The organism is Pseudomonas sp. NFACC08-1 (assembly GCF_900106735.1).
In the GTDB taxonomy this organism is placed as follows: Bacteria; Pseudomonadota; Gammaproteobacteria; order Pseudomonadales; family Pseudomonadaceae; genus Aquipseudomonas; species Aquipseudomonas fluorescens_Q.
Genome location: NZ_FNNL01000022.1, coordinates 18,531 through 43,398, shown reverse-complemented (window position 1 = coordinate 43,398; position 24,868 = coordinate 18,531). Strand labels below are relative to the sequence as shown.

The window sequence follows — 24,868 nt, the reverse complement described above, 5'->3', positions numbered from 1 at the left end:
GACGCCTTCGCGGGCAAGCCCGCTCCCACAGTTGATCTTCAGTGGGTACAACATTCGCGTTCACTCTAGATCCCGTGTGGGAGCGGGCTTGCTCGCGAAGCTTCTCAGGCGCGCCGCGCGTGATACAGGCTCACATGCCGAAACTCTTCAGGCTCGGCCAGGTCCGGCAAGGTCATGGCCTGGAGCATGTCGATGCGTCGGTACAGCGGATGCTGGAAGTCCCGCACCCGGGAATCGGCCACCAACGCCTCGCGACCACGGCTGAGGAATTGATCGAGCAGCGGCAGGTTGGCCCGGTCGTAGAGCACATCGGCGACCAGGATCAGGTCGAAGCGATCGGCCTCGGCGAAGAAATCCGTTGAATACCCCAGCTCCACGTCATTGAGCGCGGCATTGGCCCGGCACGCGGCAATCGCCAGAGGGTCCAGGTCGCAGGCCACCACCTCCAGCGCTCCAGCCTTGACCGCCGCGATGCCCGCCACGCCGGAACCGGCGCCAAAATCCAATATGCGCTTGCCCTTGACCCACTGCGGCTGTTCGGCCAGGTAGCGCGCCATCGCCAGGCCGCTGGCCCAGCAGAAACTCCAATAGGGCGGCTCGTGGAGAATGCGCCGGGTTTCTTCCGGGCTGAAGGCACGGTCCATGTTGTCGCCGTCGATCAGCCACAACTTCAAGTCGGCGCCGGGTAGCGGGCAGGCCACCAGGCGCGCGTCACCCAGCAATTCACTCAACGCCCGTTGCAGGTCCTGCGGTGCACTCATGGCGCTTTGACGAATTGCAGGGCGCCCAGGGCCTGGGTGGTTGGTTGGCTGATGCGTTGCTCCGGCAGGTGCAGGATCAACTGGCCCGACTGGCTGGCGCGGCCACGCAGTTCCACCCGGGCGCCGACCGGGAAGGCGTCGGGGTTGAAGCGCAGGCGGAAGGGCAGGGCCTGGTTGGTACCGATCAGGCTGGAACTGGCGAGCAATTGCTGCGGACGGTCCTTGTCATCGATCACCAGCAGCGCCAGTTCAACCTCGGCCCCGGCCGGTACGCCTTGCAAGGTGCCGCTCAATTCGCGCTGATACGCCGGCAGTGGCCCCAGTTCGGCGGCCTGGCGGGCTTTTTCCTGGGCCTGTTTCGGCGCCGGGGCCGGTGCGGGCGCCGCGGGCTTGGGGGCGTCGCTGCTGCACGCCATCAGCAGGCTGAAAAGACTGAGCAAAACGAGCGATCGTAGCGGCATGTGTGGCTCCAGCAAGGTGAATTCCATGGATCTGACGGTAAGCCCGTCTGTATACCGTAAACCCTATGGCTTGTCTTGCCAGTGGGATGCGCTACCATGGCCCTCCCTTTTTTTGTTGCCTGCCACCATGCACTGTCCCTTCTGCGGTGCCAACGACACCAAGGTCATCGACTCGCGACTGGTCGCCGAGGGCGAACAAGTCCGCCGCCGCCGCGAATGCCTGGCTTGCGGCGAACGTTTCACGACGTTCGAGACCGCTGAACTGGTGTTGCCGCGCCTGATCAAAACCGACGGCAGCCGCCAGCCGTTCGATGAAGAAAAACTGCGCGCCGGCATGCAGCGCGCCCTGGAAAAACGCCCGGTGAGCGTCGAGCGCCTGGAAGCGGCGCTGGTGCACATCAAGCACAAGCTGCGGGCGACCGGCGAGCGCGAGGTCAAATCCCTGGTAGTCGGTGAGTTGGTGATGGCCGAGTTGCAGAAGCTCGATGAAGTCGCCTACATCCGTTTCGCCTCGGTGTACCGGCGCTTCCAGGACCTGAACGAGTTCCGCGAAGAAATCGACCGCCTGGCTCGCGAACCGGTGAAAGAATGACCGTCTCGGCGCAGCAGGCCGTCCTCGACGCCCACTACATGGCCCGTGCCCTGGAGTTGGCGCGGCGCGGTCACTACACCACCCACCCCAATCCCCGGGTCGGTTGCGTGATCGTGCGTGACGGGCAGATTGTCGGCGAAGGCTGGCATATCCGTGCCGGCGAGCCCCATGCCGAAGTCCATGCCCTGCGGGCTGCTGGCGAACAGGCCCGCGGCGCCACGGCTTACGTGACCCTTGAACCGTGCAGCCATCACGGGCGTACGCCGCCGTGTGCCGATGCGCTGGTCAACGCCGGCGTGGCGCGGGTGGTGGCGGCGATGCAGGACCCCAACCCGGAAGTCGCTGGGCGTGGCCTGCAACGGCTGGCCCAGGCCGGCATCGCCACCGAAAGTGGCGTGCTGGAAGGCGAGGCGCGCAAGCTCAATGAGGGTTTTCTCAAACGCATGGAGCAGGGGCTGCCGTTCGTGCGGGTCAAGCTCGCCATGAGCCTCGATGGCCGCACCGCCATGGAAAGTGGCGAAAGCCAGTGGATCACCGGCCCGGCTGCACGTTCAGCGGTGCAACGCCTGCGCGCCCAGGCCAGTGTGGTGCTGACCGGCGCCGATACGGTGCTGGCGGACAACGCCCGGCTGACCGTGCGCGCCGATGAACTCGGGCTCGATGCGGAGCAGACGGCGTTGGTCATGAGCCGCCCGCCGCTGCGGGTGTTGGTGGACGGTCGTCTGCGGGTGCCGCTGGATGCCGCGTTTTTCAAGGCCGGTCCGGCGCTGGTCGCTACCTGCATGGCGGTGGAAGAACAATACGCCAACGGTCCCGAATGCATGATCGTGGCAGGCGATGACGGCCAGGTCGATCTGCGTCGGCTGCTGGTGGCGCTGGCTGCCCGGGATGTCAATGAAGTGCTGGTGGAGGCTGGTCCGCGCCTGGCGGGCGCTTTTGCCCGGCAAGGGCTGGTGGACGAGTTCCAGATTTTCATCGCCGGCAAGTTCCTCGGTTCTTCGGCGCGGCCGCTGTTGGACTGGCCGCTGGCGCAGATGAAAGATGCCCCGCAGCTGAAAATCACCGAAATCCGCGCCGTGGGCGATGACTGGCGAGTCATCGCCGTTCCCGTTCCACCGGCCAGCGTATAATTCCCGGCTTTCGCGCAAGCGGCGGCCTGTTCTCGAGGAGGACTCCATGTTTACCGGCATCATCGAATCCATCGGCAGCATCCGTGCACTCACCCCCAAGGGCGGCGATGTGCGGGTCTACGTCGAAACCGGCAAGCTCGACCTGAGCGACGTCAAGCTGGGCGACAGCATCGCGGTGAACGGCGTGTGCCTGACCGCCGTTGAACTGCCAGGCAACGGCTTCCTGGCGGACGTGAGCCGTGAAACCCTCGACTGCACGGCCATGAACGACCTCAAGAGCGGCAGCCCGGTCAACCTGGAAAAAGCCCTGACCCCCACCACTCGCTTGGGCGGGCACCTGGTCAGCGGCCACGTGGACGGCGTCGGCGAAGTGGTCTCGCGTACCGATAACGCCCGGGCCGTGGAGTTTCGCATCCGCGCGCCCAAGGAATTGGCCAAGTACATTGCCCACAAAGGCTCGATCACCGTCGACGGTACCAGCCTGACGGTCAACGCGGTGGATGGTGCCGAATTCCTGCTGACGATCATTCCCCACACCCTGAGCGAAACCATCATGGCCTCGTACCGGCCAGGTCGCCGGGTCAACCTGGAAGTCGACTTGCTGGCCCGTTACCTGGAGCGCCTGCTGCTCGGTGACAAGGCCGCGGAGCCTGCATCCGGCAGCAACATCACCGAAAGCTTCCTGGCCGCCAACGGCTACCTCAAATCCTGACCCAAGGGGGTGCCGCGTGGCGCTCAATAGCATCGAAGAACTGGTTGAAGACATCCGCCAAGGCAAGATGGTCATCCTCATGGATGACGAAGACCGCGAGAACGAAGGCGACCTGATCATGGCCGCCGAATGCTGCAAGGCCGAGCACATCAACTTCATGGCCAAGCATGCTCGTGGGCTGATCTGCATGCCGATGACCCGCGAGCGCTGCGAGCTGCTGAAGCTGCCGCTGATGGCACCGCGCAACGGCTCGGGCTTCGGCACCAAGTTCACCGTGTCCATCGAGGCTGCCGAGGGCGTGACCACCGGTATTTCCGCGGCTGACCGCGCGCGCACCGTCCAGGCGGCTGCCGCGAAAGACGCCAAGGCCGAAGACATCGTCAGCCCCGGCCACATCTTCCCGCTGATGGCCCAGGCTGGCGGCACCCTGGCCCGCGCCGGCCACACCGAAGCGGCCTGCGACCTGGCGCGCATGGCCGGCTTCGAGCCCAGCGGCGTGATCTGCGAAGTGATGAACGACGACGGCACCATGTCCCGTCGTGCGGAGCTGGAAACCTTCGCCGCCGAACACAACATCAAGATCGGCACCATCGCCGACCTGATCCACTACCGGATGATCCACGAACGTACCGTTCAGCGGATTGCCGAGCAGCCGCTGGACAGCGAACTGGGCCAGTTCAACCTGGTGACCTACCGCGACTCGGTGGAAGGCGACGTGCACATGGCGCTGACCCTGGGCACCGTGTGCGCCGAAGAGCCGACCCTGGTGCGGGTGCACAACATGGACCCATTGCGCGACCTGTTGATGGTCAAGCAACCCGGCCGCTGGAGCCTGCGGGCCGCCATGGCCGCGGTGGCCGAGGCCGGCAGCGGCGTGGTGCTGCTGCTCGGTCACCCGCTCGATGGCGACGTGCTGCTGGCGCACATCCGCGAAACCGCGGATCAAGCCGCCGTGAAAAAACCGACCACCTACAGCATCGTCGGTGCCGGTTCGCAGATCCTTCGGGACCTGGGCGTGCGTAAAATGCGCCTGATGAGCGCACCGATGAAATTTAATGCGATATCCGGTTTCGATCTGGAAGTTGTAGAATACGTGCCCTCCGAATAATGGCCTGCGGATTCCGGCATTATTGTTCACTTAAGGCTTGTTAGATTCATTGTGGCGAGGGAGCTTGCTCCCGCTTGGGTGCGCAGCACCCACAACTGGGCCGCTGCGCAGCACCCACAACTGGGCCGCTTCGCAGCACCCACAATAGGGCCGCTTCGCAGCCCAGCGGGAGCAAGCTCCCTCGCCACAAAAGCTTGAAATGGACAGCATGACGGGATCTGCGGGTGCTGTAGATTCGAGACTAATATCACTGAGGAGCGCGTATAGAACGCGCTCCGGCTCTTTAAGAGATCTGACGAATGACCCTGAAGACCATCGAAGGTACCTTCATCGCCCCCAAAGGCCGCTACGCTCTGGTAGTGGGCCGTTTCAACAGTTTCGTGGTCGAGAGCCTGGTTGGCGGTGCGGTCGATGCCCTGGTTCGCCATGGCGTGAGCGAAAGCGACATCACCATCATCCGTGCCCCTGGCGCCTTCGAAATTCCGCTGGTTGCGCAGAAAGTCGCTCAAAAGGGCGAATATGCGGCGATCATCGCCTTGGGCGCGGTCATTCGTGGCGGTACTCCGCACTTCGAATACGTGGCCGGCGAATGCACCAAGGGCTTGGCCCAGGTCTCCATGGAATTCGGCGTGCCAGTCGCTTTCGGCGTACTGACCGTTGACTCCATCGAGCAAGCCATCGAGCGTTCCGGCACCAAGGCCGGTAACAAAGGTGCCGAAGCGGCACTGTCCGCCCTGGAAATGGTCAGCCTGCTGGCGCAGTTGGAGGCCAAGTGATTAGCGACGAAAGCGATCGTTTCAACCCGCGCGATCCAAAGCCTGCGGATGCCGGCAAGCCGTCGAAAAGTGCCAAGCGCCGCGAAGCCCGTCAGCTCGCGACCCAGGCGCTGTATCAATGGCACATGGCCAAGCAATCGCTGAACGAGATCGAAGCGCAGTTTCGGGTCGACAACGATTTCAGTGATGTTGATGGCGCTTACTTCCGCGAGATCCTGCACGGGGTCCCACAGTTCAAGACTGAAATCGACACCGCGCTCACGCCTTGCCTGGACCTGACCATTGAAGAGCTGGATCCGGTTGAACTGGCGGTGCTGCGCCTGTCCACCTGGGAGTTGCTCAAGCGCGTCGACGTACCGTACCGCGTGGTGATCAACGAAGGGATCGAGCTGGCGAAAGTCTTCGGCTCCACCGATGGCCACAAGTTCGTCAACGGTGTGCTCGACAAACTTGCCCCGCGCTTGCGTGAAGCCGAAGTGAAGGCGTTCAAGCGCTGATTGGCGTTTGCAGCGGCTATGGGCGAATTTGAGCTGATCCGTCACTACTTCGCCGCCGCGCCTTGTGCGCAGGGCGGCGAGGGCGTTGCGCTGGGGATCGGCGACGACTGCGCCCTGCTGGCCGTTCCTTCCGGGGAACAGCTGGCGGTGTCCACCGACACGCTCGTGGCCGGTGTGCATTTTCCAGACCCTTGCGAGCCGTTCCTGCTCGGCCAGCGCTCGCTGGCCGTGGCGGTCAGTGACCTGGCCGCCATGGGCGCCAACCCTTTCGCCTTTACCCTTGCCCTGACCTTGCCGACGGTGTCCGCCGATTGGCTGCAAGCCTATGCCCGCGGTTTGAACCACATGGCCCAGGCCTGTGGCGTGGCGCTGGTGGGGGGGGACACCACACGTGGGCCCCTGAGCCTGACCATGACGGTGTTTGGCCACGTGCCGTCCGGCCAGGCCCTGACCCGTAGCGGCGCGCGGCCCGGCGACCTGCTGTGTGTGGGCGGCGAATTGGGCAATGCCGCCGGCGCATTGCCGCTGGTGCTCGGCCAGCGCAGCGCCGAACCTGCGATTGCCGAGCCGTTGCTGGCCCATTACTGGTCGCCACGTCCGCAGATCGACCTGGGCCTGGCGTTGCGGGGCAAGGCCAGCGCGGCGATGGATATTTCCGATGGCCTGCTGGCCGATTGCGGGCATATCGCCCAAGCGTGCGGGGTGGCCTTGCAGGTTGAACGGGACCGACTGCCGCTGTCCAACGCTCTGGTAGCGTTTCTTGGCCGGGCGGATGCCGAGCAGGTCGCCCTGAGCGGCGGTGACGATTACGTGCTGTTGTTCGCCGTGCCACCAAGCCGATTGTCGGCGTTGCAGGCCGCCGGCTGGCCGATCCACGTGATCGGCCGTGTACTGGCCGGGCAAGGCGTCACGCTGGTCGACAGCCTCGGGCACGACATCACCCCGCCAGTGCGGGGCTATCAACATTTTCGGGAGACACCGTGACAGATCATCCCAACCAGGTCCCGGCAGAGTTCGTTCCGCCTTCGGTCTGGCGCAATCCCTGGCATTTCCTGGCATTTGGCTTCGGTTCGGGTACTTTGCCCAAAGCCCCGGGCACCTGGGGCTCGCTGGTTGCGCTACCCTTCATACCGTTGTGGCAGATGTTGCCGGACTGGGGCTACTGGTTGATGCTGGGCATCACCATGCTGTTTGGCTTCTGGCTGTGTGGCAAAGTGGCGGATGACCTTCGGGTGCACGATCATGAAGGCATCGTCTGGGACGAAATGGTCGGCATGTGGATCACCTTGTGGCTGGTACCGGAAGGCTGGTATTGGTTGCTGGCGGGTTTCCTGGTGTTCCGTTTCTTCGATATCCTCAAGCCGTGGCCGATCCGCTGGATCGACAGGCATGTACACGGCGGTGTCGGTATCATGCTCGATGATGTGTTGGCCGGGGTTTTCGCCTGGCTGGCAATGCAGGGATTGGTGTGGTGTTTCACCTGAGGGAGTCAGGCATGGGCGTAAGCCGCGCACTACTGCTGTTGCTGTGTTTAGGAGCCTGTTTGGGTGCAAGGGCGGTCGAGTCGACGCCGCTGCCTGACAAGATCCGTGCGGCCAGCGAAGAGTGGGCCGATTACACCCAGGCCGATGGCCAGGGCATGGGCTGGGATATCTTGCGCGCGGTCTTCGAGCCTGAAGGCGTCAAGCTGGAGATCCGCAGCGTGCCCTACACCCGCTCGATCGGGTTGGTGCAGCGCGGCGAGGTCGACGTGCAGGTTGGCGCCTATCGGGATGAATCCGAAGGCGTGCTCTACCCGCATTGGCACTACGACGTCGATCATATCTATGCCTTGGGGCTGGCCTCCAAGCCTTCACCGACGCTGGCGACGATTGGCAACTATCGACTGGTGTGGATGCGCGGGTACGAATACAACAACTACCTGCCCAACATCCGGCGTTTCAATGAGATTCACCGCGCTGTAGGTATCTTGCCGATGCTGGCCCATGATCGTGCCGATTTTTATATCGATGCGTTGATGGAAATCCAGGATGTGCTTGCCAAGGCCGACGATCCCAAGCAATTCAAGCTTTCGCCCCTGATCAATTTGCCGCTGTACCTGGGTTTCGCCAACAACGAAAACGGCCGTACGTTGCGGGCGCTGTTCGACCGGCGCATGGAAGTGCTGGTGAAGAGCGGCGAGTTGAAACCGATTTTCGAACGCTGGAAGCAACCCTATCCTTTCGACGAGAAAGGCAAGCCGCCGAAGCCATGATCAATCTTATCGATGTTCATTAGCGATAATTCAGCCTAAGCGTCTGTCGGATCGTGCTGTTACAATGCCCGCCTCTGCGAATCTCCAGTACTAGAATCAGGAGCACACCGGTGCCTGTCGTTTTTGTTGCCGCTTCCAAGCTGCCAACGCCCTTTGCGCAATTCACCATGCATGGTTTTCTCGATGAAGCCACCGGCCGCGAGCACGTTGTGCTGAGCCTGGGTGATTTCGCCGACGGTGCACCGGTGCTGGGCCGCCTGCATTCCGAATGCCTGACCGGCGACGCCCTGTTCAGCCAGCGCTGCGATTGCGGTTCGCAACTCGAGGCCGCGCTGCAAGCCATTGCCCGTGAAGGCCGTGGTGTGTTGTTGTACCTGCGCCAGGAAGGACGTGGTATCGGCTTGTTGAACAAGATCCGCGCCTATGAACTGCAAGATGGCGGCGCCGATACCGTGGAAGCCAACGAACGCCTGGGCTTTGCCGCCGACCTGCGTGACTACAGCATTTGCTTGCCGATGCTCGAACACCTGGGTATCAAGTCCCTGCGGCTGATGACCAACAACCCACGCAAGGTCAAGGCCTTGACCGACATGGGTATCGTGGTGGCCGAGCGTGTGCCGCTGCACACCGGTCACAACCCCCACAACAAACTCTACCTGGCAACCAAGGCCAGCAAGCTCGACCACATGATGGGTAACGAGCACCAAGGCGAGGTTGACCGGGCGTGACGCGCGGTCAGGTTCGGCGGCGGCTATCGGTCAGTTGGTGGAAATACCTGGCCCTGGCCTTGCTGCCGCTGTTCGTGATCAACGCGGTGTTCGGCCAGGGCGAAGCGATTCTGCCGGTGCTGGCGATGCCGCTGTTCATTGCCGGCGTGGCGTCGATGTTTGTCAGCCTGCGATTCTTCGGGCCGTACAAGCAAGCCCTGATCGCCACCCAGAAAGCGCTCGACACGCCCGAAGAACCCCAGGCCTGGATTGACCTAGCGGCCCGTCGCCGCTCAGCCTTCCTGGTGGCCGGGCTACCGGCCTGGGTCGGTGCCCTTGCGGTGTTCGTGGGCCTGGAAGCGGTGCCGTTGATGCTGCTGGCCTTGTCGACCGCCGTGTTGTTCTACCTGTACCGCATCCCGCGCCAACTCGGCTGATGAACCGCTGGCTGGCGGTCTTGCTGCTGGCCGCCAGCGCCTCGACGATGGCGGCTTCGCGGGTCGTCAGCCTCGCGCCGTCTTTGTCGGAAATCGTCGTTGAACTGGGCTCCGCCGACCTCTTGGTGGGCGTGCTGGATGGCGGTGACCGTCCGCCAATCCTTAAGGACCTGCCTTCCGTAGGACGTTACGGTCAATTGGACATGGAACGCTTGCTCAGCCTCCAGCCCGACCTGCTCCTGCTCTGGCCCGGCAGTGTCGGCCCGGCGCAGCGCGAGCAACTCAAGGGCTTGGGTATTCCCGTTTATGTCGCCGAGCCCCGCAGCCTCGACCAACTCATCGCGCAAATTGAAGACATTGCCATGCAGCTCGGCCGCCCGGAGCGGGGCGCGCCGCGGGCGGCGCAGTTGCGTGTGCGTCTGGAAGCGTTACGCCATCGCTATCGACGGGACCCGCCGTTGCCGGTGTTCTACCAAGTCTGGGACCGGCCGCTGTACACCGTCGGGGGCGGGCAGATCATCAGTGATGCGCTGGCGGTGTGCGGCGCTCGCAACGTCTTCGCTGACCTGAGCGTGCCGGCCCCGCAGGTGAGTGTGGAAGCGGTGCTGCAACGCAATCCGCAGGTCATCCTGGCCACGGAGCAGGCGCAGCTCGATGCCTGGAAAACCTGGCCGGTGGCGCAGGGGCGGTTGTTGCTGGTCAATGACAAGGGGCTGGAGCGGCCCAGTGGGCAGATGATCGAGGCGACGGCGCGGCTATGTGAGTTGATTGCGCCAGACAGATAGATTGCGGCGGGCCCAATCGCGAGCAAGCTCGCGATGAGGCCCGCCCAAACACCACAAATTCCAGATCAGAGGGCGGGGGACCAAGTCACCCCAAGCAACCAGGTCCGACCTTCCTCCCGATACCCATACTGGCCTCCATCATGGCTATACAGCGCTCGGCTGTAACCCTTGTCCAGCAGGTTATCCACCTTCATCTCCAGCTTGACCTCCCGGGTCAACGCCCAGCTGCCGCGCAGCCCGAGCAAGGCATAGCCACCCAGGGCATTGCGGTTGTTTTCATCGTCATAGCTGCCACTCACCGCTTGCCAGGTGGCGCCCAGGCCCAGACGGTCGAATTGCCGGTCCAGGTCCAGGCTCAAGGTCCGCCGGGCGCGGCGTGCCAGAGTGTGGCCGCTGTCGCGGTCACGTGGGTCGATGATGGCCAGGCCCAGGTTGCCCTGCCAGCCGAACACATCCTGCAGGTAGGCCATCTCAAAACCGTTGATCCGCGCCGAGGCAACGTTCTGTGGGCGTGAGTTACTGCCAAAGATGATCGCGTCTTCCAGGTCCGTGCGGTAAAGCGAGGTCTCCAGGCGGGCGCTGTCGCTCAGTTGGCTGCGCCATTGCAGCTCGTAGCTTTTCGCCGTCTCGGGTTTCAGGTCAGGGTTGCTGAAGTCCGGGTAGTACAGGTCGTTGAAGGTCGGCGCGCGGAAGCTTTCGCTGTAGGTCAGCAACAGGTCGTTGTCCGGGTTGATCGGCAGGGTAAGCGTGCCGCTCCAACTGTTCTGGCCGCCAAACTGCTGATTCTGGTCGAGACGCAGGCCCAGTTCGGTGGAGAACGTTTCGGCCTGGAAGCGGTGCTGGATGAACGCGGCACGGTTCCAGCGGCTGTCTTCGTCGAACGGCGTGCTGCTGTTGACCCGGTCCTGATACCAGTCGCCGCCGACGATCAGGCTGTTGCGCTCGTTCAGCGTCACGTCGTTCTGCCAGGTCACGGAATCGCGGTAGGTGTTGAACACTTCGCGGACATCGCTGAGCTTGTCGAAGGTTTTTTCACGGTTCTCGCTGTGGCCCAGTTCCAGGCGCGACTTCCAGGCCTCGTTGATTCGCCCGTCCACATAGGTGCTGAAGCTGCTCACCGCAAACTCACTGTAGGGTTGCTGGGGCAGGGACTCGAACGTGGCCGGATCGAAGCGGCCGAATGGGTTGTCGTATTCGCTTTTGCCGCGGTTATCCAGCAGGTTCAGGCCAACTTCCAGGTCATCGCTGGCTGCATGGCTCAGGCTCAGGCTGAAGGACTGGTTGCGATTGGCATCGTCGTCGCGATCGCTGGCGTAGGACTCGTGGGTCCGATTGCTTCCGGCGCTGTCGTCGAGGCTGGCGCCGAGGTTGAAACGGGTCTGCTCGTCGCCACCGGACAGGCCCAGGCTGCGCTCCCAGGTCTGATGGCTGCCGACACCCATATGCAGGCGCGGTTGCAGGCCTTGCTCGTTGCCGCGGCGGGTGAAAATCTGAATGACGCCGCCCACCGCATCGGCACCGTAGATCACCGAACGCGAACCGCGCAGCACTTCCACGCGCTCGATCTGGTTGATGTTCAGGCGTTGCAGGTTGCTGTCACCGGAGGTGGCGTTACCGATGCGCTGGCCGTCCACCAGCACCAGGCTCTGGGCCGATTTGGTCCCGCGAATGTAAATCCCCGGCAGGCTGCCGCGCCCACCCAGCGGAGCCACCTGCACGCCTGGTACACGGCTGAGCAAGTCAGTGACACTGGCCGGCTGCAAGCGCTCGATGTCGTCGCGGGTGAACACGGTATTGGCGGCGCTGCTGTCGTTGCGGGCCTCGACCTGGCGGTTGGCGCTGATCACGATGTCGGGCAGCTTCAGGGCCTGGTCGCGTTCGAAGGTGTCGGCCAGCAGTTCTGGGGTTGGCAGCAGGGTAAGGGTGAGGGCGAGGCGCAGTTTCATGGGGTTCCGGACATTTCTGGTCTGCATAAACCCCTTGTGGGAGCGAGCTTGCTCGCGATGGCGCAAGATCAGATCAGTCAAGTCATCCATTGGCTGACACACCGCTATCGCGAGCAAGCTTGCCCCCACAGGGAGTTTGTGTTGGCTGAACTTACAGGCCCAACAACTGCAACCGCTGGCGCACCGCCGTTTCGATCCCCACCTCGTCCAATCCACATTCGGCCAGCATCTGCGCCGGCTTGGCGTGTTCGACATAGAGGTCCGGCAAGCCCAGGTGCAGCACCGACTTGAGGATGTTGTCCCGGGCCAGGAATTCGCTGACCGCCGCGCCGGCGCCGCCCATGATGGCGTTTTCCTCGAGGGTCACCAGCAGGTCATGGCTGCCGGCCATCTCGCGCACCAGGGCTTCGTCCAGGGGTTTGACGAAGCGCATGTCCACCACGGTAGCGTCCAAGGTGTCGGCGACTTTCAAGGCCTCGGCCAGTTGCACGCCGAATACCAGCAGGGCGGTTTGCTTGCCCTGGCGGCGAATCACGCCCTTGCCGATCTCGATTGGCTCAAGGTCGGGCGAGATCGTCGCGTTCGGGCCGGTGCCACGCGGGTAACGCACTGCCGCCGGGCCATTGAACAGGTGGCCGGTGGTGAGCATCTTGCGCAGCTCGTTTTCATCGCTCGGGGTCATCACCAGCATGCCGGGGATGCAGCGCAGGAACGACAGGTCGAAGCTGCCGGCGTGGGTCGGGCCGTCTTCGCCCACCAGGCCGGCGCGGTCGATGGCGAACAGCACGTCGAGGTTCTGTACGGCGACGTCATGAATCAGTTGGTCGTAGGCCCGTTGCAGGAACGTCGAATAAATCGCCACCACCGGTTTGGCACCCTCACAGGCCATGCCGGCGGCGAGGGTCACGGCGTGCTGCTCGGCAATCGCCACGTCGAAATAGCGTTGCGGGTAGCGTTCGCTGAAGGCCACCAGGTCCGAGCCTTCCTTCATCGCCGGGGTGATGCCCACCAGGCGCGGGTCGGCGGCGGCCATGTCGCACAGCCATTGGCCGAAGACACCGGAGTACTTTGGTCCGCCGGCCTTTTTCGGTGCGGCCGCCGGAGCGTCCAGGGGTTCGAGCTTGGTGATGGCGTGGTAGCCGATCGGGTCGACTTCCGCCGGGGCGAAGCCTTTGCCTTTCTTGGTGACCACGTGCAGGAACTGCGGGCCCTTGAGGTCGCGCATGTTGCGCAGGGTGGCGATCAGCGTGGGCAGGTCATGGCCGTCGATGGGGCCGATGTAGTTCCAGCCCAGTTCTTCGAACAGCGTGCCGGGCACCAGCATGCCCTTGGCGTATTCTTCGGTGCGGCGGGCGATTTCCCAGGCGCCGGGCAGGCGCGACAGCACTTTCTTGCTGCCTTCGCGCATGCTGGCGTAGGTGCGGCTGGAGAGGATCTTTGCCAGGTAGTTGGACAAACCGCCAACGTTGCGCGAGATCGACATGTCGTTGTCGTTGAGGATCACCAGCATGTTGGCGTCGACTTCCGGCGCGTGGTTCAGCGCCTCGAAGGCCATGCCCGCGGTCAGTGCGCCGTCGCCGATCACGGCAATGGCCTTGCGCTCGCTGTTTTGCAGGCGAGCGGCAATCGCCATGCCCAGGGCAGCGCTGATGGATGTACTGGAGTGACCGACGCCAAAGGTGTCGTATTCGCTCTCGGAGCGACGCGGGAAGGCGGCGATACCGTCCTTCTGACGCAGCGTGCCCATGCGCTCGCGACGACCGGTGAGGATCTTGTGCGGGTAGGCCTGGTGCCCGACGTCCCACACCAGCCGGTCGTCCGGGGTGTCGAACACGTAATGCAGCGCGATCGTCAGCTCGATGACGCCCAGGCCCGCGCCGAAGTGCCCACCGGTCTGGCCGACCGTGTAGAGCAGCTCCAGGCGCAACTCATCGGCCAGGGTTTCCAGCTCGGCTTCACCCAGGCGACGCAGGCCGTCCGGCGTGTTGGCGCGGTCCAGCAGGGGCGTGGTCGGGCGCTTGCGGGGAATCTCTTGAAACGTCGTGGGCATCAGGCGAATCGTTATAGGTATAGAAAGAGGCGGCAGTTTACCTTATGGATCGCAAGCTGCCCACGCGTTGGCCGGAACTTGGCCGATACGCACTTATGAATGGGTTGACCCTGTATCAGCTGCGTCGTTCGACGATATAGCGCGCCAAGTCGCGCAACGGCTCGGCCGCCGCGTCAAAGGGTCGCAGCGCGGCCAGGGCCTGGTCGCGCAGCTCCAGGGCGTAGGCCTTGGCGGCGTCGAGGCCGAGCAGGGCCGGATAGGTCGGTTTATCGCGGGCGATGTCGGCACCCTGGCGCTTGCCCAGGGTCTGGGTATCGCTTTCGACGTCGAGGATGTCGTCCTGCACCTGGAACGCCAGGCCGATGGCTCGGGCGTAGGTCTGCAAGGCTTGCAACTGGGCGGGCGTGGCCCGGCCGCTGGCCAGGGCGCCGAGCCGGACGCTGGCCTCGATCAAGGCGCCGGTCTTGTGCCGGTGCATGTATTCCAGGGCGCTCTGGTCCAGCTTCAGGCCCACCGAGCCCAAATCGATGGCTTGGCCGCCGACCATTCCCGCGGGGCCTGCCGCCAGCGCCAGGGCACTGACCATGTCCAGGCGAACCGGCGCCGGGCAGTCGCTCAGGGCCGGGTCCAGCAGGGCGCTGAACGCCAGGCTCTGCAAGCCGTCGCCGGCCAGGATCGCGCAGGCTTCGTCGAATTGCTTGTGGGTAGTGGGCTGGCCGCGACGCAGGTCGTCGTCGTCCATGGCCGGCAAATCGTCGTGCACCAGCGAATACGCGTGGATCAACTCCACCGCACAGGCGGCGCCGTTGGCTTGCTCGGCCTGGCCGCCCAAGGCTTCGCACGCGGCGTAGGCCAACAGCGGCCGTACACGCTTGCCGCCGTTCATCACGCTGTAGCGCATGGCTTCGTACAGGCGCGCCAGCTCCGGGCTCGGGGCGCTGAACAAGCTATCCAATGCAGCATTGACCCGGGCCTGGCTGCTGGCCTGATAGGCGCCGATCATTCAGGCTGTTCCGCGTCGAAAGGCTCTTCGGTCAGCTCGCCGTCGCGCTCGAGCAGCAATTGCACCTTCTGCTCGGCCTGGGCCAGCGCCGCCTGGCAGTCGCGAGTCAAGCCGATACCCTGCTCGAAGGCGGTCAGCGAGTCTTCCAGCGACAATTCGCCGTTCTCCAGCCGTTCCACCAGCGTTTGCAGGTCGGCCAGAGATTGTTCGAAATCCAGTGCAGCTTTTTTGCGGGCCATGGCGGCTATTCCGGTTGACTGTTAAACCGGCGCGACACTAGCAGACATGGGGTTTTGGGGCAAATCAGGGCAGGGGGATCGAAGCGGGACAACGGGCTTGCACCGACCTGCTTTTGTGGCGAGGGAGCTTGCTCCCGCTCGGCTGCGCAGCAGTCGCAATCCGGTTCAGCCCCCGCAGGTTGGGGCCGCTTCGCAGCCCAGCGGGAGCAAGCTCCCTCGCCACGGAATTTCAGCGGGCCGGATAACAGACCCGATACCGGGTACTGCGCCCACCGCCGGGCATTCGCTCCAGGCAGCCTTTCTCCAGCAGTTCGGCGAGATGGCGGGTTGCCGTCGCCTTGGAAACCTTCGCCACTGCTTGGTATTGGGCTGCGCCGATTCCGCCCTCGAAGCCTTTTTCACCGCCATCGAGCATTCGGTTGAGTACCTTGATCTGCTCAGGCGTAAGCGCGCTGTTGCGATGAACTTGCCAGAATCTCGCTTTGCAAAACACGCTGTCGATCCGCTTCATCGCCTGCTGGAGGCTGCGCAACAACGTCTGCAGAAACCAGGTCAGCCAGGCGGTGATATCCAGTGTGGCCTTCTGGCTGTTCTCCAGAAGCCGGTAATAACCGGCGCGGTCGTCGAGGATGCTCACGGACATGGCGTAGAAACGGATTGCCTGCGCCTCGCCCTGGGCCAGTGCCAGGTCGGTCAGGGTGCGGGTCAGGCGGCCATTGCCATCGTCGAATGGATGCAGGGTGACGAACCAGAAATGAGCGATGCCAGCACGCAACAATGGATCGAGGTCGGCCTGATGACGACTGGTCTCGAACCAGTCGATGAACGTTTGCAATTGCTGTTCAAGACCCTGGCGGGGAGGAGCCTCGAAGTGAACGGTGGGGCGGTCCAACCTGCCAGAGACTACCTGCATCGGTTCGTCACCGCGCAGCGTGGCTACGCGGATCTGTCGGTGGGCAAAGTCGCTGGTTTGATCAGGAAACAACCACTCATGCCATTCCAGCAAGCGTTCGACAGTCAGGGGCTGGTTGAAATGCCGGGTAGCGTCCAGCAAGAGGTTCGCCAAGCCTTCGCTGCGTTGGCTGACCGGCGTGTCGTCGCCTTGTTCCAGGCCGAGGCGGCGGGCCAGGGACGAGCGCACCGAGCCGACATTCAGTTGCTCTCCTTCGATAGCCGAGGAGGTCACGATGTTTTGCAGCAAGGTATCCAGTTCGCTCTGGGCACTGAGCGAAGCCGTGACCGCGCCCGTCATGCCGAGCAACTGGCCTTGGGTCTGCACGCATTCGCGAAGCAGCGGTGCCAATGCTTCAGCTTGCCAGCGGAAGCCGGGCCAGTCGGGCTGTTGCCAGATCCAATGGGGTGCCATGCGCCTGTCCAAAGATGAGTGAGCCGAATAATAGCGCTATTCGGCTCATTTCGTGAGCCGAATACGCCTGCTATTCGGCTCACGCACCTCTCAGTACGTGATTTCCCACACAGAATCGCGCGTTCCCCGATTGTTAATAATTCGCCGAATCGCTAACCTTCGCGCCATCTACAGCCCCGTTGCGACGGGGCCTTCAGACGAAGCCCGAATAATGACAAGCAGCGCTGAGGATCAGCGCCGGGTTGCGTCGTGCATGGCAGGAGGCATACGTGCGTTTTCTTTCTTTACTGATCGTGTTGCTCGGCGCGCCGTTGGCGTGGGCGCAGCCTTCTGCCGAGATGTCGGAGCCGGTGGGCGGTTGGCGCTACAGCGGCTTGCTCGATCGCACTGAAAACCCGCAGGTCGCCTATCCCACGCCGCCCATCGACCGGGGCGTGCAGCGCAACCGCACGATGATCGAGGGCCGGCTCAAGGCCATGGGCACGGCTCGCCAGCCCCATAGCCTGGCGGTCAACGGCAATCCACTGAATCTCTACACCGACGACGAGGGGCGTTTCGCCCGGCCGTATGCGTTCGGCGCCGGCTCCAACAGCGTTGAGGTGCGCAGCTCCGAAGGCCAGTCCCTCAAGCGCGTGCAATTCTATGAAGCCAACAACCTGCGCACGCCCGCGCAGATCCGCGTGGTGCTGGGCTGGGACGACCCCAAGGCCGAACTCGACCTGCATATCGTCACACCCGACGGCCAACATGCGTTCTTCGGCCGGCCGGCGCTGACCAACGGTGGCGGCCTCGACCCGGATGGTGTCGATGGCCCGGGCCCTGAAATGTTCACCATGACTGCGCCGATGCACGGCACCTACCTGGTCTACGTGAACTACTGGGGCAACTACGGCAGCGGTGGCTACAACTTTGACGAGACCAGCAACGACAACGAGGTGATCACCTCGCAGATCAACCTGGTGCTCAATGAAAACACCGTCGATGAAAAACGCGAGACCTTTGTCGTGCCCCTGCGTGCCATTGGCGATCTGCTGCTGGTCAAGACTTTCAACTACTAACGCTCCACGGATGAACAGGCCCTTGTGAATATGAGCGACAACACTGCTTCCCCGACCACGCCGACACCTGTCGCTAAACCTGTGCGCCGTTGGCCGGCGATACTGATCGGGCTGTGCCTGGTAGCAGGTGTGGCCGCCGGGTTGGGCTGGTTCATGACCAAGCCCAAGGCGCCGCCCATGGCGTTGGCGTTGGAAAAGCTCGGCCTGAGCCGCCCCGACGGCTTGCTCGAGGCGCATTCCCTGAGCCAGTTGCCCAAGGACCTGCTGGCGGTGCCGTTCCTCAAGGCCACGCTCACCGAAGACTTCGTCTTCTATTACGAGGCCCACGCCGACCGCCTCGGGCTGATGGGCAGCCTGCGCCGGATCATCTACGAGCATGACCTCAAGTTGCAGGACAGCCTGATCGAAGAGCTTTTCGACCAGCCAGCCGATGTGGCGCTGTGGCGCGGTGCCGACGGTCGCCTCAAGGATTTTCTATTGGTAATGGATCGCGGCGGGTTGGCCAAGGTGCTGGAGCCATTGGCCAAGGTCGCCCTGGATGATACGCAACTGAGCAAGCTCAGCGACCTGAAAGTCGGCGGTGATGACGTCGCGCTGTACCAGCTCAGCTACAACGCCAGCAAATCCCTGCTCTTCGCTTCCCATGGCGACAAGCTGGTGGTGTTGTCCAACCCGGCGAAACTCTATGACCCGGCCAACGGCCCGTCGGATGAGCGCGGCAGCGTGTCGACGACCGCCCTGGCCGCCTTGCTCAATGGCGACAAACTGTTTCCCGAAGCCTTCGGCCTGCCGTCCAAGGCGCCGGAGGTCAAGCAACGTATTTCGGTCAATGCCAATGTGCTGGCCATGGGTTACCAGCGTTTCATTCCGAACTTCGCCGGGCTGCGCTTCGACATGGACGACAAGGGCTGGCACAGCTTCCTGGCCATGGACGAGCTGGAAAACCAACCGGACTTCGACTTCAAGCCGATCTGGCAAGCCATGCCCATGGGCGCCAGCGCCTGCGTTGCCTTGCCGTTGGCCGCAGAACCGCAGAAGCCGCTGTTGGTGAAACTTGGCGCCGACGAAAAAGCCGCCCAGGCCATGGTCGACCATGTGGCCGGCGCGGCAGGTCTGTGCTGGTACGCCGATTCGCGGTTGTATACACCGCTGCTGGTGGCGAGCCTGAACGAAGACGACGGCAAGCTCGACGCGGATTTGGGCAAACTGTTTGGCTCGATGGTGGGCGCCTATGAGAACAATGCCGCCGAGCACGTGTTCCCGGTCGTCGAGAAACAGGAAGGCGCTATGCACCAATGGCAGCGCCAGGTGAGCTCCAACTTCGGCCCTTACCTGGCCAAGGACTCGCTGCAACCGGACGCCATCACCGGCAAGGCATTCCTGCGCGTCAGCCTGGCGCGTCATGGTTCGACCCTGCTGTTCTCCCTCGACGACAAGCTGGTGGACAAGGCCCTCGGCACCCTCGACAAGCGCTTCCCACCCATGGCCGACGTGGTGCCCAAGGATGTGCTGATGCCGATTTATTTCGGCCCCGATGCCATGGCGCAACTGATGCAGCGTGAAACCCTCGACAGCTTGCCCCAGGACATGGAACCGGTGTTCTACAACGCCGCGCAAACCTACCTCATCCCGAAACTGCGCACCCTGGGCGGCTATGGCAAGTACGCCCTGACGTTGCCTGCCGGCAGCGAGCCGGACGGGCACTGGCAGTGGCTGCCACTGGAATGGAAAGCGCTGTGACAGGACTGATCCGCAACCCCGGATGGGCGCTGCTGCTGGCACTGCTGTGGGGTGGGCCGGCGCTGGCCGTCGAGACGCCGCTTTCCGTCGCGGCGCGGCCTTCCGTTGAGACGCCGCCGCTGGATGTGCGGCAATCCCAGGTGTTTCGTGCCTGGTTCGTGCGCATCGCCGAGGAGCAGTTGACCAAAGGCCCGAGCCCGCGCTGGTACCAGCAAGACTGCGCCGGCCTGGTGCGGTTTGCCGCCAACGAGGCGCTGAAGGTCCACAACGATAAGTGGCTGCGCAGCAATGGCCTGTCCAACCGCTACCTGCCGCCGGAGCTCGAACTCAGTGACGCCCAGCGGCGCCTGGCCCAGCAATGGCAGCAGGGCGGCGGCAAGGTCGGGCCCTACGTCAACGCCATCAAGCTGATCCAGTTCAACAGTCGCCTGGTGGGCCGCGATGTCGCCCAGGCCCGTCCCGGCGACCTGATGTTCTTCGATCAGGGCGACGACCAGCACCTGATGATCTGGATGGGCCGCTACATCGCCTATCACACCGGCACCACAACCCCTACCGACAACGGCATGCGCTCCGCAAGCCTGCAACAACTCATGAACTGGAAGGACACCCGATGGATACCCGACGCAGCCAACCCCAACTTCATCGGCGTCTATCGACTCAACTTTCTCTCCCAATGACCGGTGCTCGCATGCTGCGCTTGTGTTCAAAATTGCCCCTGCTGTTTGCCTTGTTGCTGGCCCCCCTCGTGAACGCCGAAGACACGGTGGCGCCCAGCGGCTACACGCCGGTGGCCGGTGAAAGTTTCTTCCTGCTGGCCGACAGCAGCTTTGCCAGCGACGAGCAGGCCATGGTCCGCCTCGAAGCGCCGGGCCGCGACTACCGCCGGTTTCGCATGGAGCCCTACGGCGGCGCCGATATCCGCGTCTACCGCATCGACAAGCCGCTGGATTTCCTCAAGCGCCAGAAGAACCTGCACCGCGTGGTCAGCGACGGCCAGTTCAAGGGCGAAGGCCTGTCGAACACCCTCGCGTACCTGTGGGACAACTGGTACCGCAAGTCTCGTCGAGTGATGCAACGGGCGTTTTCCTACGAGTCCCGCCAGCAAGTCACCGAAGAAGTGCCGGAACTGAAGATCGGTGACGCCCTGGTCGCGCCGACACCGTATGAAGCACCGCCACAATTCGCCTTGATCCCGGGCTTGCCGGTGGTCAGCCAGTTCCGTTATCCGCTCTGGGAAGCCAAGCCGATCCAGCCGCCTGCGGGCGTCAACCTGGCCGGCTCGTCCAGTGAGTTCGTCAGCGTCGCGCCGGGCAACGTCTACGTGCCGCTGGGCCAGTTGAAGCCCGGCCTGTACCTGGTGGAAGCGCTGATCGGCAAATACCGCGCGACCACCATGGTCTTCGTCTCCAACACCGTGGCCGTGAGCAAGATTGCCGGTGATGAGTTGCTGGTCTGGGCCGCACGCAAGCATGAAGGGCGTTCGGTGCCCAAGGTCAATGTGCTGTGGACCGACGGCCTGGGCGTGATGAGCAGCGGTGCCACCGATGAAAACGGCCTGCTGCGCCTCAAACACGTTAGCCCGGAGCGTTCGTTCGTCATCGGTGAAGACGAGGAGGGCGGGGTATTCGTCTCGGAAAACTTCTACTACGACAGTGAAATCTACGACACCAAGCTCTATGCTTTCACCGACCGGCCGCTGTACCGGCCAGGGGATTGGGTATCGCTGAAAATCGTTGGTCGTGAGTTCAAGAACGCCCGTGATTCGGTGCAACCGAGCGCCGCCGACGTCAATGTCAGCGTGTTGGATGCCACCGGCACCGCGCTGCAAACCCTGGCCCTGAAACTCGATTCCAAAGCCGGCACCCAAGGCCGTTTCCAACTGCCGGAAAACGCTGTGGCCGGCGGCTATGAACTGCGCTTGCGCTACAAGGACCAGCTCTACAGCAGCGCCTTTCGTGTAGCCGAATACATCAAGCCGCACTTCGAGATCGCCCTGAACCTGGCCAAGCAGGACTATCGCACCGGCGAGCCGGTCAAGGGCAACCTCGTGCTGCTGTACCCGGACGGCAAACCGGTGGTGAATGCCACGGTGAGCCTGAGTCTGCGCGCCCAGCAACTGTCGATGGTCGATAACGAACTGCAATACCTGGGGCAATTCCCGGTCGAGCTGACCAGCAGCGAAGTGACCACCGATGCCAAGGGCAACGCGACCCTCGACCTGCCGGCCGCCGACAAACCGAGCCGCTACACCCTCACCGTGTTCGCCAGCGATGGCGCCGCGTATCGGGTCAAGACCACCAAGGAAATTCTCATCGACCGTGGCGCGGCGAATTTCCGCCTGAGCGCACCCCAGCGTTTCAGCGCCGTCGGCCAGAAGGTGGCGTTCAGCTACGCCAACGAAGGCGGCAACGAACAAACCAAAGCCGTGACACCGGGCAGCTACGCCTGGGTACGGCTGGAAGACCAGACCACCGGTGAAGGCAAGCTGACGGCCAAGGACAAGGGTTTCAACCTGACCTTCGACCGTCCGGGCACCTATAACCTGACACTCAAGGACGACCATGGCCGGGTGGTTGGCGCCGTCGCCCATGCGGTCACTGGCGAAGGCATCAAGTCCGTGCCGGGTACTGTCGAGATCGTCCTCGATAAAGCCGAATACAAGGCCGGCGACGAAGCCTTGGCCCTGATCACGTTCCCGGAACCGGTCAGCGATGCGCTGCTGTCCCTTGAGCGGGACAAAGTCGAGGCCACGGCGCTGCTGTCCAAGGGCGGCGATTGGCTGAAGATGGAAAAACTCAGCGACACCCAATACCGCGCGCGCATTGCCGTGAAGGATAACTTTGCGCCCAACCTGACCTTCTCGGTGCTGTACACCAAGGGCGGCCAGTACAGCTTCCAGAACGCCGGCATCAAGGTGATCACGCCGCAGATCGACGTTGCCGTCGTCACCGACAAAGCCACCTACCGCCCGGGTGACACGGTGACCGTGGACCTGAGTACCCAGTTCTCCGGCAAGGCGATCCCCGCGCACCTGACGGTCAGCGTGGTGGACGAAATGGTCTACGCCTTGCAACCGGAAGTGGCGCCGACCATCGATCAGTTCTTCTATCACCCGCGTCGCAACAACGTGCGCACCAGTGCCAGCCTGTCGTTCATCAGCTACGACGTGGCACTGCCAGGCAGTCCTGGCGCGCCGGGCAAGGCCAACCGCAGCGAACGCGGGGTCAAGGTGCTGGAGCGGCCGCGTCGTGAAGACGTCGACACCGCTGCATGGCAACCGGAACTGGTCACCGACGCCAACGGGAAGGCCCGCTTCACCTTCAAGATGCCGGACTCCCTGACCCGCTGGCGCATCACGGCCAAGGCAATTGCCGACGACGGCCAAGTGGGCCAGAAGAAGCAGTTCATCGCCTCGGAAAAACCGCTGTACCTGAAATGGAGCGGCCCGACCCGATTCCGCACGGGCGATAAGCCACAACTGGGCCTGTTCGCGTTCAGCCAGTCTGAAAAACCACTGAAGGCCGAGCTGCTGATCCGCTACGCCGGCGCCGAACAGCGCATGGTGGTGGACCTGAAAAACGGCATCAACTACGTGGCGCTGCCGGCCCTGGAGCTGAGCAGTGGCGACTTGAACGTGCAGTTGCAATTGAACGGCGAAACCCAGGACGCCCTGGCCATGCGCTTGAACGCCAGCGGCAATGGCTGGCAAGTCACCCAGAGCCAGCGCCTCGATGTGGCGAGCGGCGACACCCCGATGGCCTTGCCGGCCGACGCCAGCGATATTCGCCTGCGCCTGGACGACAGCCCGCAAGCGTTGTTCCGTTCGGCCCTGGATGACCTGCTCAGCTACCCATACGGTGGCGTCGAGCAGACCGCCAGCCGCCTGTTGCCGTTGAGCATTGCCTATCCGACCCTGGCGTCGAACCCGCAGATCCGCGACCGCTTGCGGTTGATCATGCAAAACAGCCGCTTGCGCCTGGTGCAGATGGCCGGCCCCTTGGCGAGCTTTACCTGGTGGGGCCAGGACGGTGAGCCGGATGCATTCCTCACCGCCTATGCCTATTACGCCGACTGGCACGCCAGCAAGGCCCTGGACCTGAGCCTGCCGCCGGAACACTGGCAACGGGTGCTGGAGGTCTACGCCAAGCAGGCCGGTGATACGCCGCTGCTGCAGCGTGCGCTGATCCTGTCGTTCGCCAAGCAGATGCAATTGCCGGTGAACACCTTGCTCAGCGGCCTGATGGACGATCTGGCGAAAGCCAGCGAAGACAGCAGCGAGAGCGTGCTGGACAGCGGTGAAGACAGCCTGGTCATGTACGCGCCGGATTCGGCCCTTGGCTTGGCCAGCGCCCGTGTCCTGACCGCGTCCCTGGCGAAACAGGCGAAGGTGCCGTTGCCGGCGGCCTTCAGCCGTCAAGCCGATGCGGCGCAACAGCAACTGGAGCTCAGTTCGCAGCCGTTCGTCGAGGCCCTGGTGTTGTCGTTGCAGGGCTTCGATCAGGCTCGCGCCACTGCATTGCTGGAGCGTGTGTTGCCGCAGCAGTCCACCTTGGAGCGGGCCCTGGCCTTGACCTGGTTGCAGCGCAGCATCGAACAGGCAGCGCCGGCCGTGGCCCTGGCACCGGGCGAAGGCTGGGCAGCCAAACAGGGCGCGACCGGTGAAACCTACTGGCAGTGGCAGGGCGCGCAGCTTCCAACGATGCTGACCCTGACCGGCGCCCAGGAGCGTCCATTGCAAGCGGCACTGAGCTTCCAGAGCCAGCAACCGCCGGTAGCACCGATGGCCGTGTCCATCACCCGGCGCCTGTCGCGCCTGGTGCCGGGCGATGAGGCTTTCACCTTCAAGCTCGAAGCCGTGGGCAACAAACCGTTGTCCAGCGACAGCCTCTACCTGGATGAAGTGATCATCAACAGCAAGGCTGCGACGCCACTGCGCTACGGCATGCTCGAAGTGCCGCTGCCACCGGGCGCCGATGTGGAGCGCACCACCTGGGGTATCCAGTTGATGGGCAAGGCTGACAGCGAACCGACGTCCCTGGAAAAAGCCCGCTTCGAGCCCGGCCAGATGGCGTATGCGGTGCCGGTGGATGCCCTCAGTGGCGAGCTGCGCCTGCGGCACTTGGTGCGCTTCTCCCAGAAAGGCCAGTTCACCTTGCCGCCGGTGCGCTTCACCCAGGTCTACGCGCCGCAACATCAGGCGCGGGAACAGAAACCGGCGCTCGGTCAGGTCACGGTCAACTGAT

The 24,868-nt window shown here is 63.5% G+C and carries 23 protein-coding genes; 16 read left to right on the top strand and 7 right to left on the bottom strand.

Annotation, left to right across the window (positions count from 1 at the left end):
* Window positions 1-104: 104 nt before the first annotated feature.
* A complete protein-coding gene (locus tag BLU76_RS28890) occupies window positions 105-761 on the bottom strand; it encodes a class I SAM-dependent methyltransferase (RefSeq protein ID WP_063324165.1) in 657 nt (218 codons plus the stop codon).
* Window positions 758-1,222: a YbaY family lipoprotein gene (locus BLU76_RS28885; protein WP_092225533.1), complete on the bottom strand. Its 465-nt coding sequence runs from the start codon at window positions 1,220-1,222 to the stop codon at window positions 758-760. Before BLU76_RS28885 ends, BLU76_RS28890 begins: the two co-directional genes overlap by 4 nt.
* 127 nt (window positions 1,223-1,349) lie before the next feature.
* Here BLU76_RS28885 and nrdR point away from each other — a divergent pair, with 127 nt between their 5' ends.
* The 12 genes from nrdR to BLU76_RS28825 all read left to right on the top strand — a co-directional run bounded on the left by nrdR (window position 1,350) and on the right by BLU76_RS28825 (window position 10,220).
* On the top strand, window positions 1,350-1,814 hold the full coding sequence (gene nrdR / locus BLU76_RS28880) for a transcriptional regulator NrdR (protein ID WP_013694316.1): 465 nt from the start codon (window positions 1,350-1,352) through the stop codon (window positions 1,812-1,814).
* A complete protein-coding gene (ribD, locus tag BLU76_RS28875) occupies window positions 1,811-2,944 on the top strand; it encodes a bifunctional diaminohydroxyphosphoribosylaminopyrimidine deaminase/5-amino-6-(5-phosphoribosylamino)uracil reductase RibD (protein WP_092225531.1) in 1,134 nt (377 codons plus the stop codon). Before nrdR ends, ribD begins: the two co-directional genes overlap by 4 nt.
* Window positions 2,945-2,990: 46 nt before the next feature.
* Window positions 2,991-3,656: a riboflavin synthase gene (locus BLU76_RS28870; protein WP_041022468.1), complete on the top strand. Its 666-nt coding sequence runs from the start codon at window positions 2,991-2,993 to the stop codon at window positions 3,654-3,656.
* A 16-nt stretch (window positions 3,657-3,672) separates the two neighbouring features.
* On the top strand, window positions 3,673-4,764 hold the full coding sequence (gene ribBA, locus BLU76_RS28865) for a bifunctional 3,4-dihydroxy-2-butanone-4-phosphate synthase/GTP cyclohydrolase II (RefSeq protein ID WP_063324168.1): 1,092 nt from the start codon (window positions 3,673-3,675) through the stop codon (window positions 4,762-4,764).
* Between the two features lie 299 nt (window positions 4,765-5,063).
* The gene (gene ribE, locus BLU76_RS28860) at window positions 5,064-5,540 is read left to right on the top strand and encodes a 6,7-dimethyl-8-ribityllumazine synthase (RefSeq protein WP_003206025.1); all 477 of its coding nucleotides are present in this window, start codon (window positions 5,064-5,066) and stop codon (window positions 5,538-5,540) included.
* Complete coding sequence (gene nusB / locus BLU76_RS28855) at window positions 5,537-6,037, top strand: transcription antitermination factor NusB (RefSeq protein ID WP_057713127.1); 501 nt, start codon at window positions 5,537-5,539, stop codon at window positions 6,035-6,037. Before ribE ends, nusB begins: the two co-directional genes overlap by 4 nt.
* Window positions 6,038-6,055: 18 nt before the next feature.
* Window positions 6,056-7,021: a thiamine-phosphate kinase gene (gene thiL, locus BLU76_RS28850; protein WP_092225529.1), complete on the top strand. Its 966-nt coding sequence runs from the start codon at window positions 6,056-6,058 to the stop codon at window positions 7,019-7,021.
* Complete coding sequence (locus BLU76_RS28845; RefSeq protein WP_003206020.1) at window positions 7,018-7,521, top strand: phosphatidylglycerophosphatase A family protein; 504 nt, start codon at window positions 7,018-7,020, stop codon at window positions 7,519-7,521. The genes thiL and BLU76_RS28845 overlap by 4 nt, the downstream gene beginning before the upstream one ends.
* Before the next feature lie 11 nt (window positions 7,522-7,532).
* Entirely contained in the window at window positions 7,533-8,291 is a 759-nt protein-coding gene (locus BLU76_RS28840) for a substrate-binding periplasmic protein (protein ID WP_092225527.1), read from the top strand.
* A 110-nt stretch (window positions 8,292-8,401) separates the two neighbouring features.
* Window positions 8,402-9,019 (top strand): GTP cyclohydrolase II, encoded by a 618-nt coding sequence (gene ribA / locus BLU76_RS28835; RefSeq protein ID WP_030140454.1) that lies wholly within the window; start codon window positions 8,402-8,404, stop codon window positions 9,017-9,019.
* Window positions 9,016-9,435, top strand: a complete 420-nt coding sequence (locus tag BLU76_RS28830; protein WP_063324171.1) for a hypothetical protein — start codon at window positions 9,016-9,018, stop codon at window positions 9,433-9,435. Before ribA ends, BLU76_RS28830 begins: the two co-directional genes overlap by 4 nt.
* On the top strand, window positions 9,435-10,220 hold the full coding sequence (locus BLU76_RS28825; protein WP_092225525.1) for a cobalamin-binding protein: 786 nt from the start codon (window positions 9,435-9,437) through the stop codon (window positions 10,218-10,220). The genes BLU76_RS28830 and BLU76_RS28825 overlap by 1 nt, the downstream gene beginning before the upstream one ends.
* A gap of 65 nt (window positions 10,221-10,285) precedes the next feature.
* Here BLU76_RS28825 and BLU76_RS28820 read toward each other — a convergent pair whose 3' ends face one another.
* The 5 genes from BLU76_RS28820 to BLU76_RS28800 form a co-directional block, all read right to left on the bottom strand.
* Window positions 10,286-12,166: a TonB-dependent receptor domain-containing protein gene (locus BLU76_RS28820; RefSeq protein WP_092225523.1), complete on the bottom strand. Its 1,881-nt coding sequence runs from the start codon at window positions 12,164-12,166 to the stop codon at window positions 10,286-10,288.
* Between the two features lie 151 nt (window positions 12,167-12,317).
* On the bottom strand, window positions 12,318-14,216 hold the full coding sequence (dxs, locus tag BLU76_RS28815) for a 1-deoxy-D-xylulose-5-phosphate synthase (RefSeq protein WP_092149748.1): 1,899 nt from the start codon (window positions 14,214-14,216) through the stop codon (window positions 12,318-12,320).
* Window positions 14,217-14,331: 115 nt separating this feature from the next.
* Window positions 14,332-15,219, bottom strand: a complete 888-nt coding sequence (gene ispA / locus BLU76_RS28810; protein WP_092225521.1) for a (2E,6E)-farnesyl diphosphate synthase — start codon at window positions 15,217-15,219, stop codon at window positions 14,332-14,334.
* Window positions 15,216-15,458, bottom strand: a complete 243-nt coding sequence (locus BLU76_RS28805) for an exodeoxyribonuclease VII small subunit (protein ID WP_003185917.1) — start codon at window positions 15,456-15,458, stop codon at window positions 15,216-15,218. Before BLU76_RS28805 ends, ispA begins: the two co-directional genes overlap by 4 nt.
* A gap of 229 nt (window positions 15,459-15,687) precedes the next feature.
* On the bottom strand, window positions 15,688-16,824 hold the full coding sequence (locus BLU76_RS28800; RefSeq protein ID WP_092225519.1) for a Fic family protein: 1,137 nt from the start codon (window positions 16,822-16,824) through the stop codon (window positions 15,688-15,690).
* A gap of 269 nt (window positions 16,825-17,093) precedes the next feature.
* Between BLU76_RS28800 and BLU76_RS28795 the strand changes: the two genes are divergently transcribed.
* Genes BLU76_RS28795 through BLU76_RS28780 form a run of 4 tightly spaced genes read left to right on the top strand, consistent with a single transcriptional unit; the run spans window position 17,094 to window position 24,867 of the window.
* Window positions 17,094-17,882: a YfaP family protein gene (locus BLU76_RS28795; protein WP_063324177.1), complete on the top strand. Its 789-nt coding sequence runs from the start codon at window positions 17,094-17,096 to the stop codon at window positions 17,880-17,882.
* Between the two features lie 30 nt (window positions 17,883-17,912).
* The gene (locus BLU76_RS28790; RefSeq protein WP_092225517.1) at window positions 17,913-19,622 is read left to right on the top strand and encodes a DUF2138 domain-containing protein; all 1,710 of its coding nucleotides are present in this window, start codon (window positions 17,913-17,915) and stop codon (window positions 19,620-19,622) included.
* Complete coding sequence (locus BLU76_RS28785) at window positions 19,619-20,302, top strand: DUF1175 domain-containing protein (RefSeq protein WP_170867337.1); 684 nt, start codon at window positions 19,619-19,621, stop codon at window positions 20,300-20,302. The genes BLU76_RS28790 and BLU76_RS28785 overlap by 4 nt, the downstream gene beginning before the upstream one ends.
* Window positions 20,299-24,867: an alpha-2-macroglobulin family protein gene (locus BLU76_RS28780; protein WP_092225515.1), complete on the top strand. Its 4,569-nt coding sequence runs from the start codon at window positions 20,299-20,301 to the stop codon at window positions 24,865-24,867. Before BLU76_RS28785 ends, BLU76_RS28780 begins: the two co-directional genes overlap by 4 nt.
* Window position 24,868 lies beyond the last annotated feature (1 nt).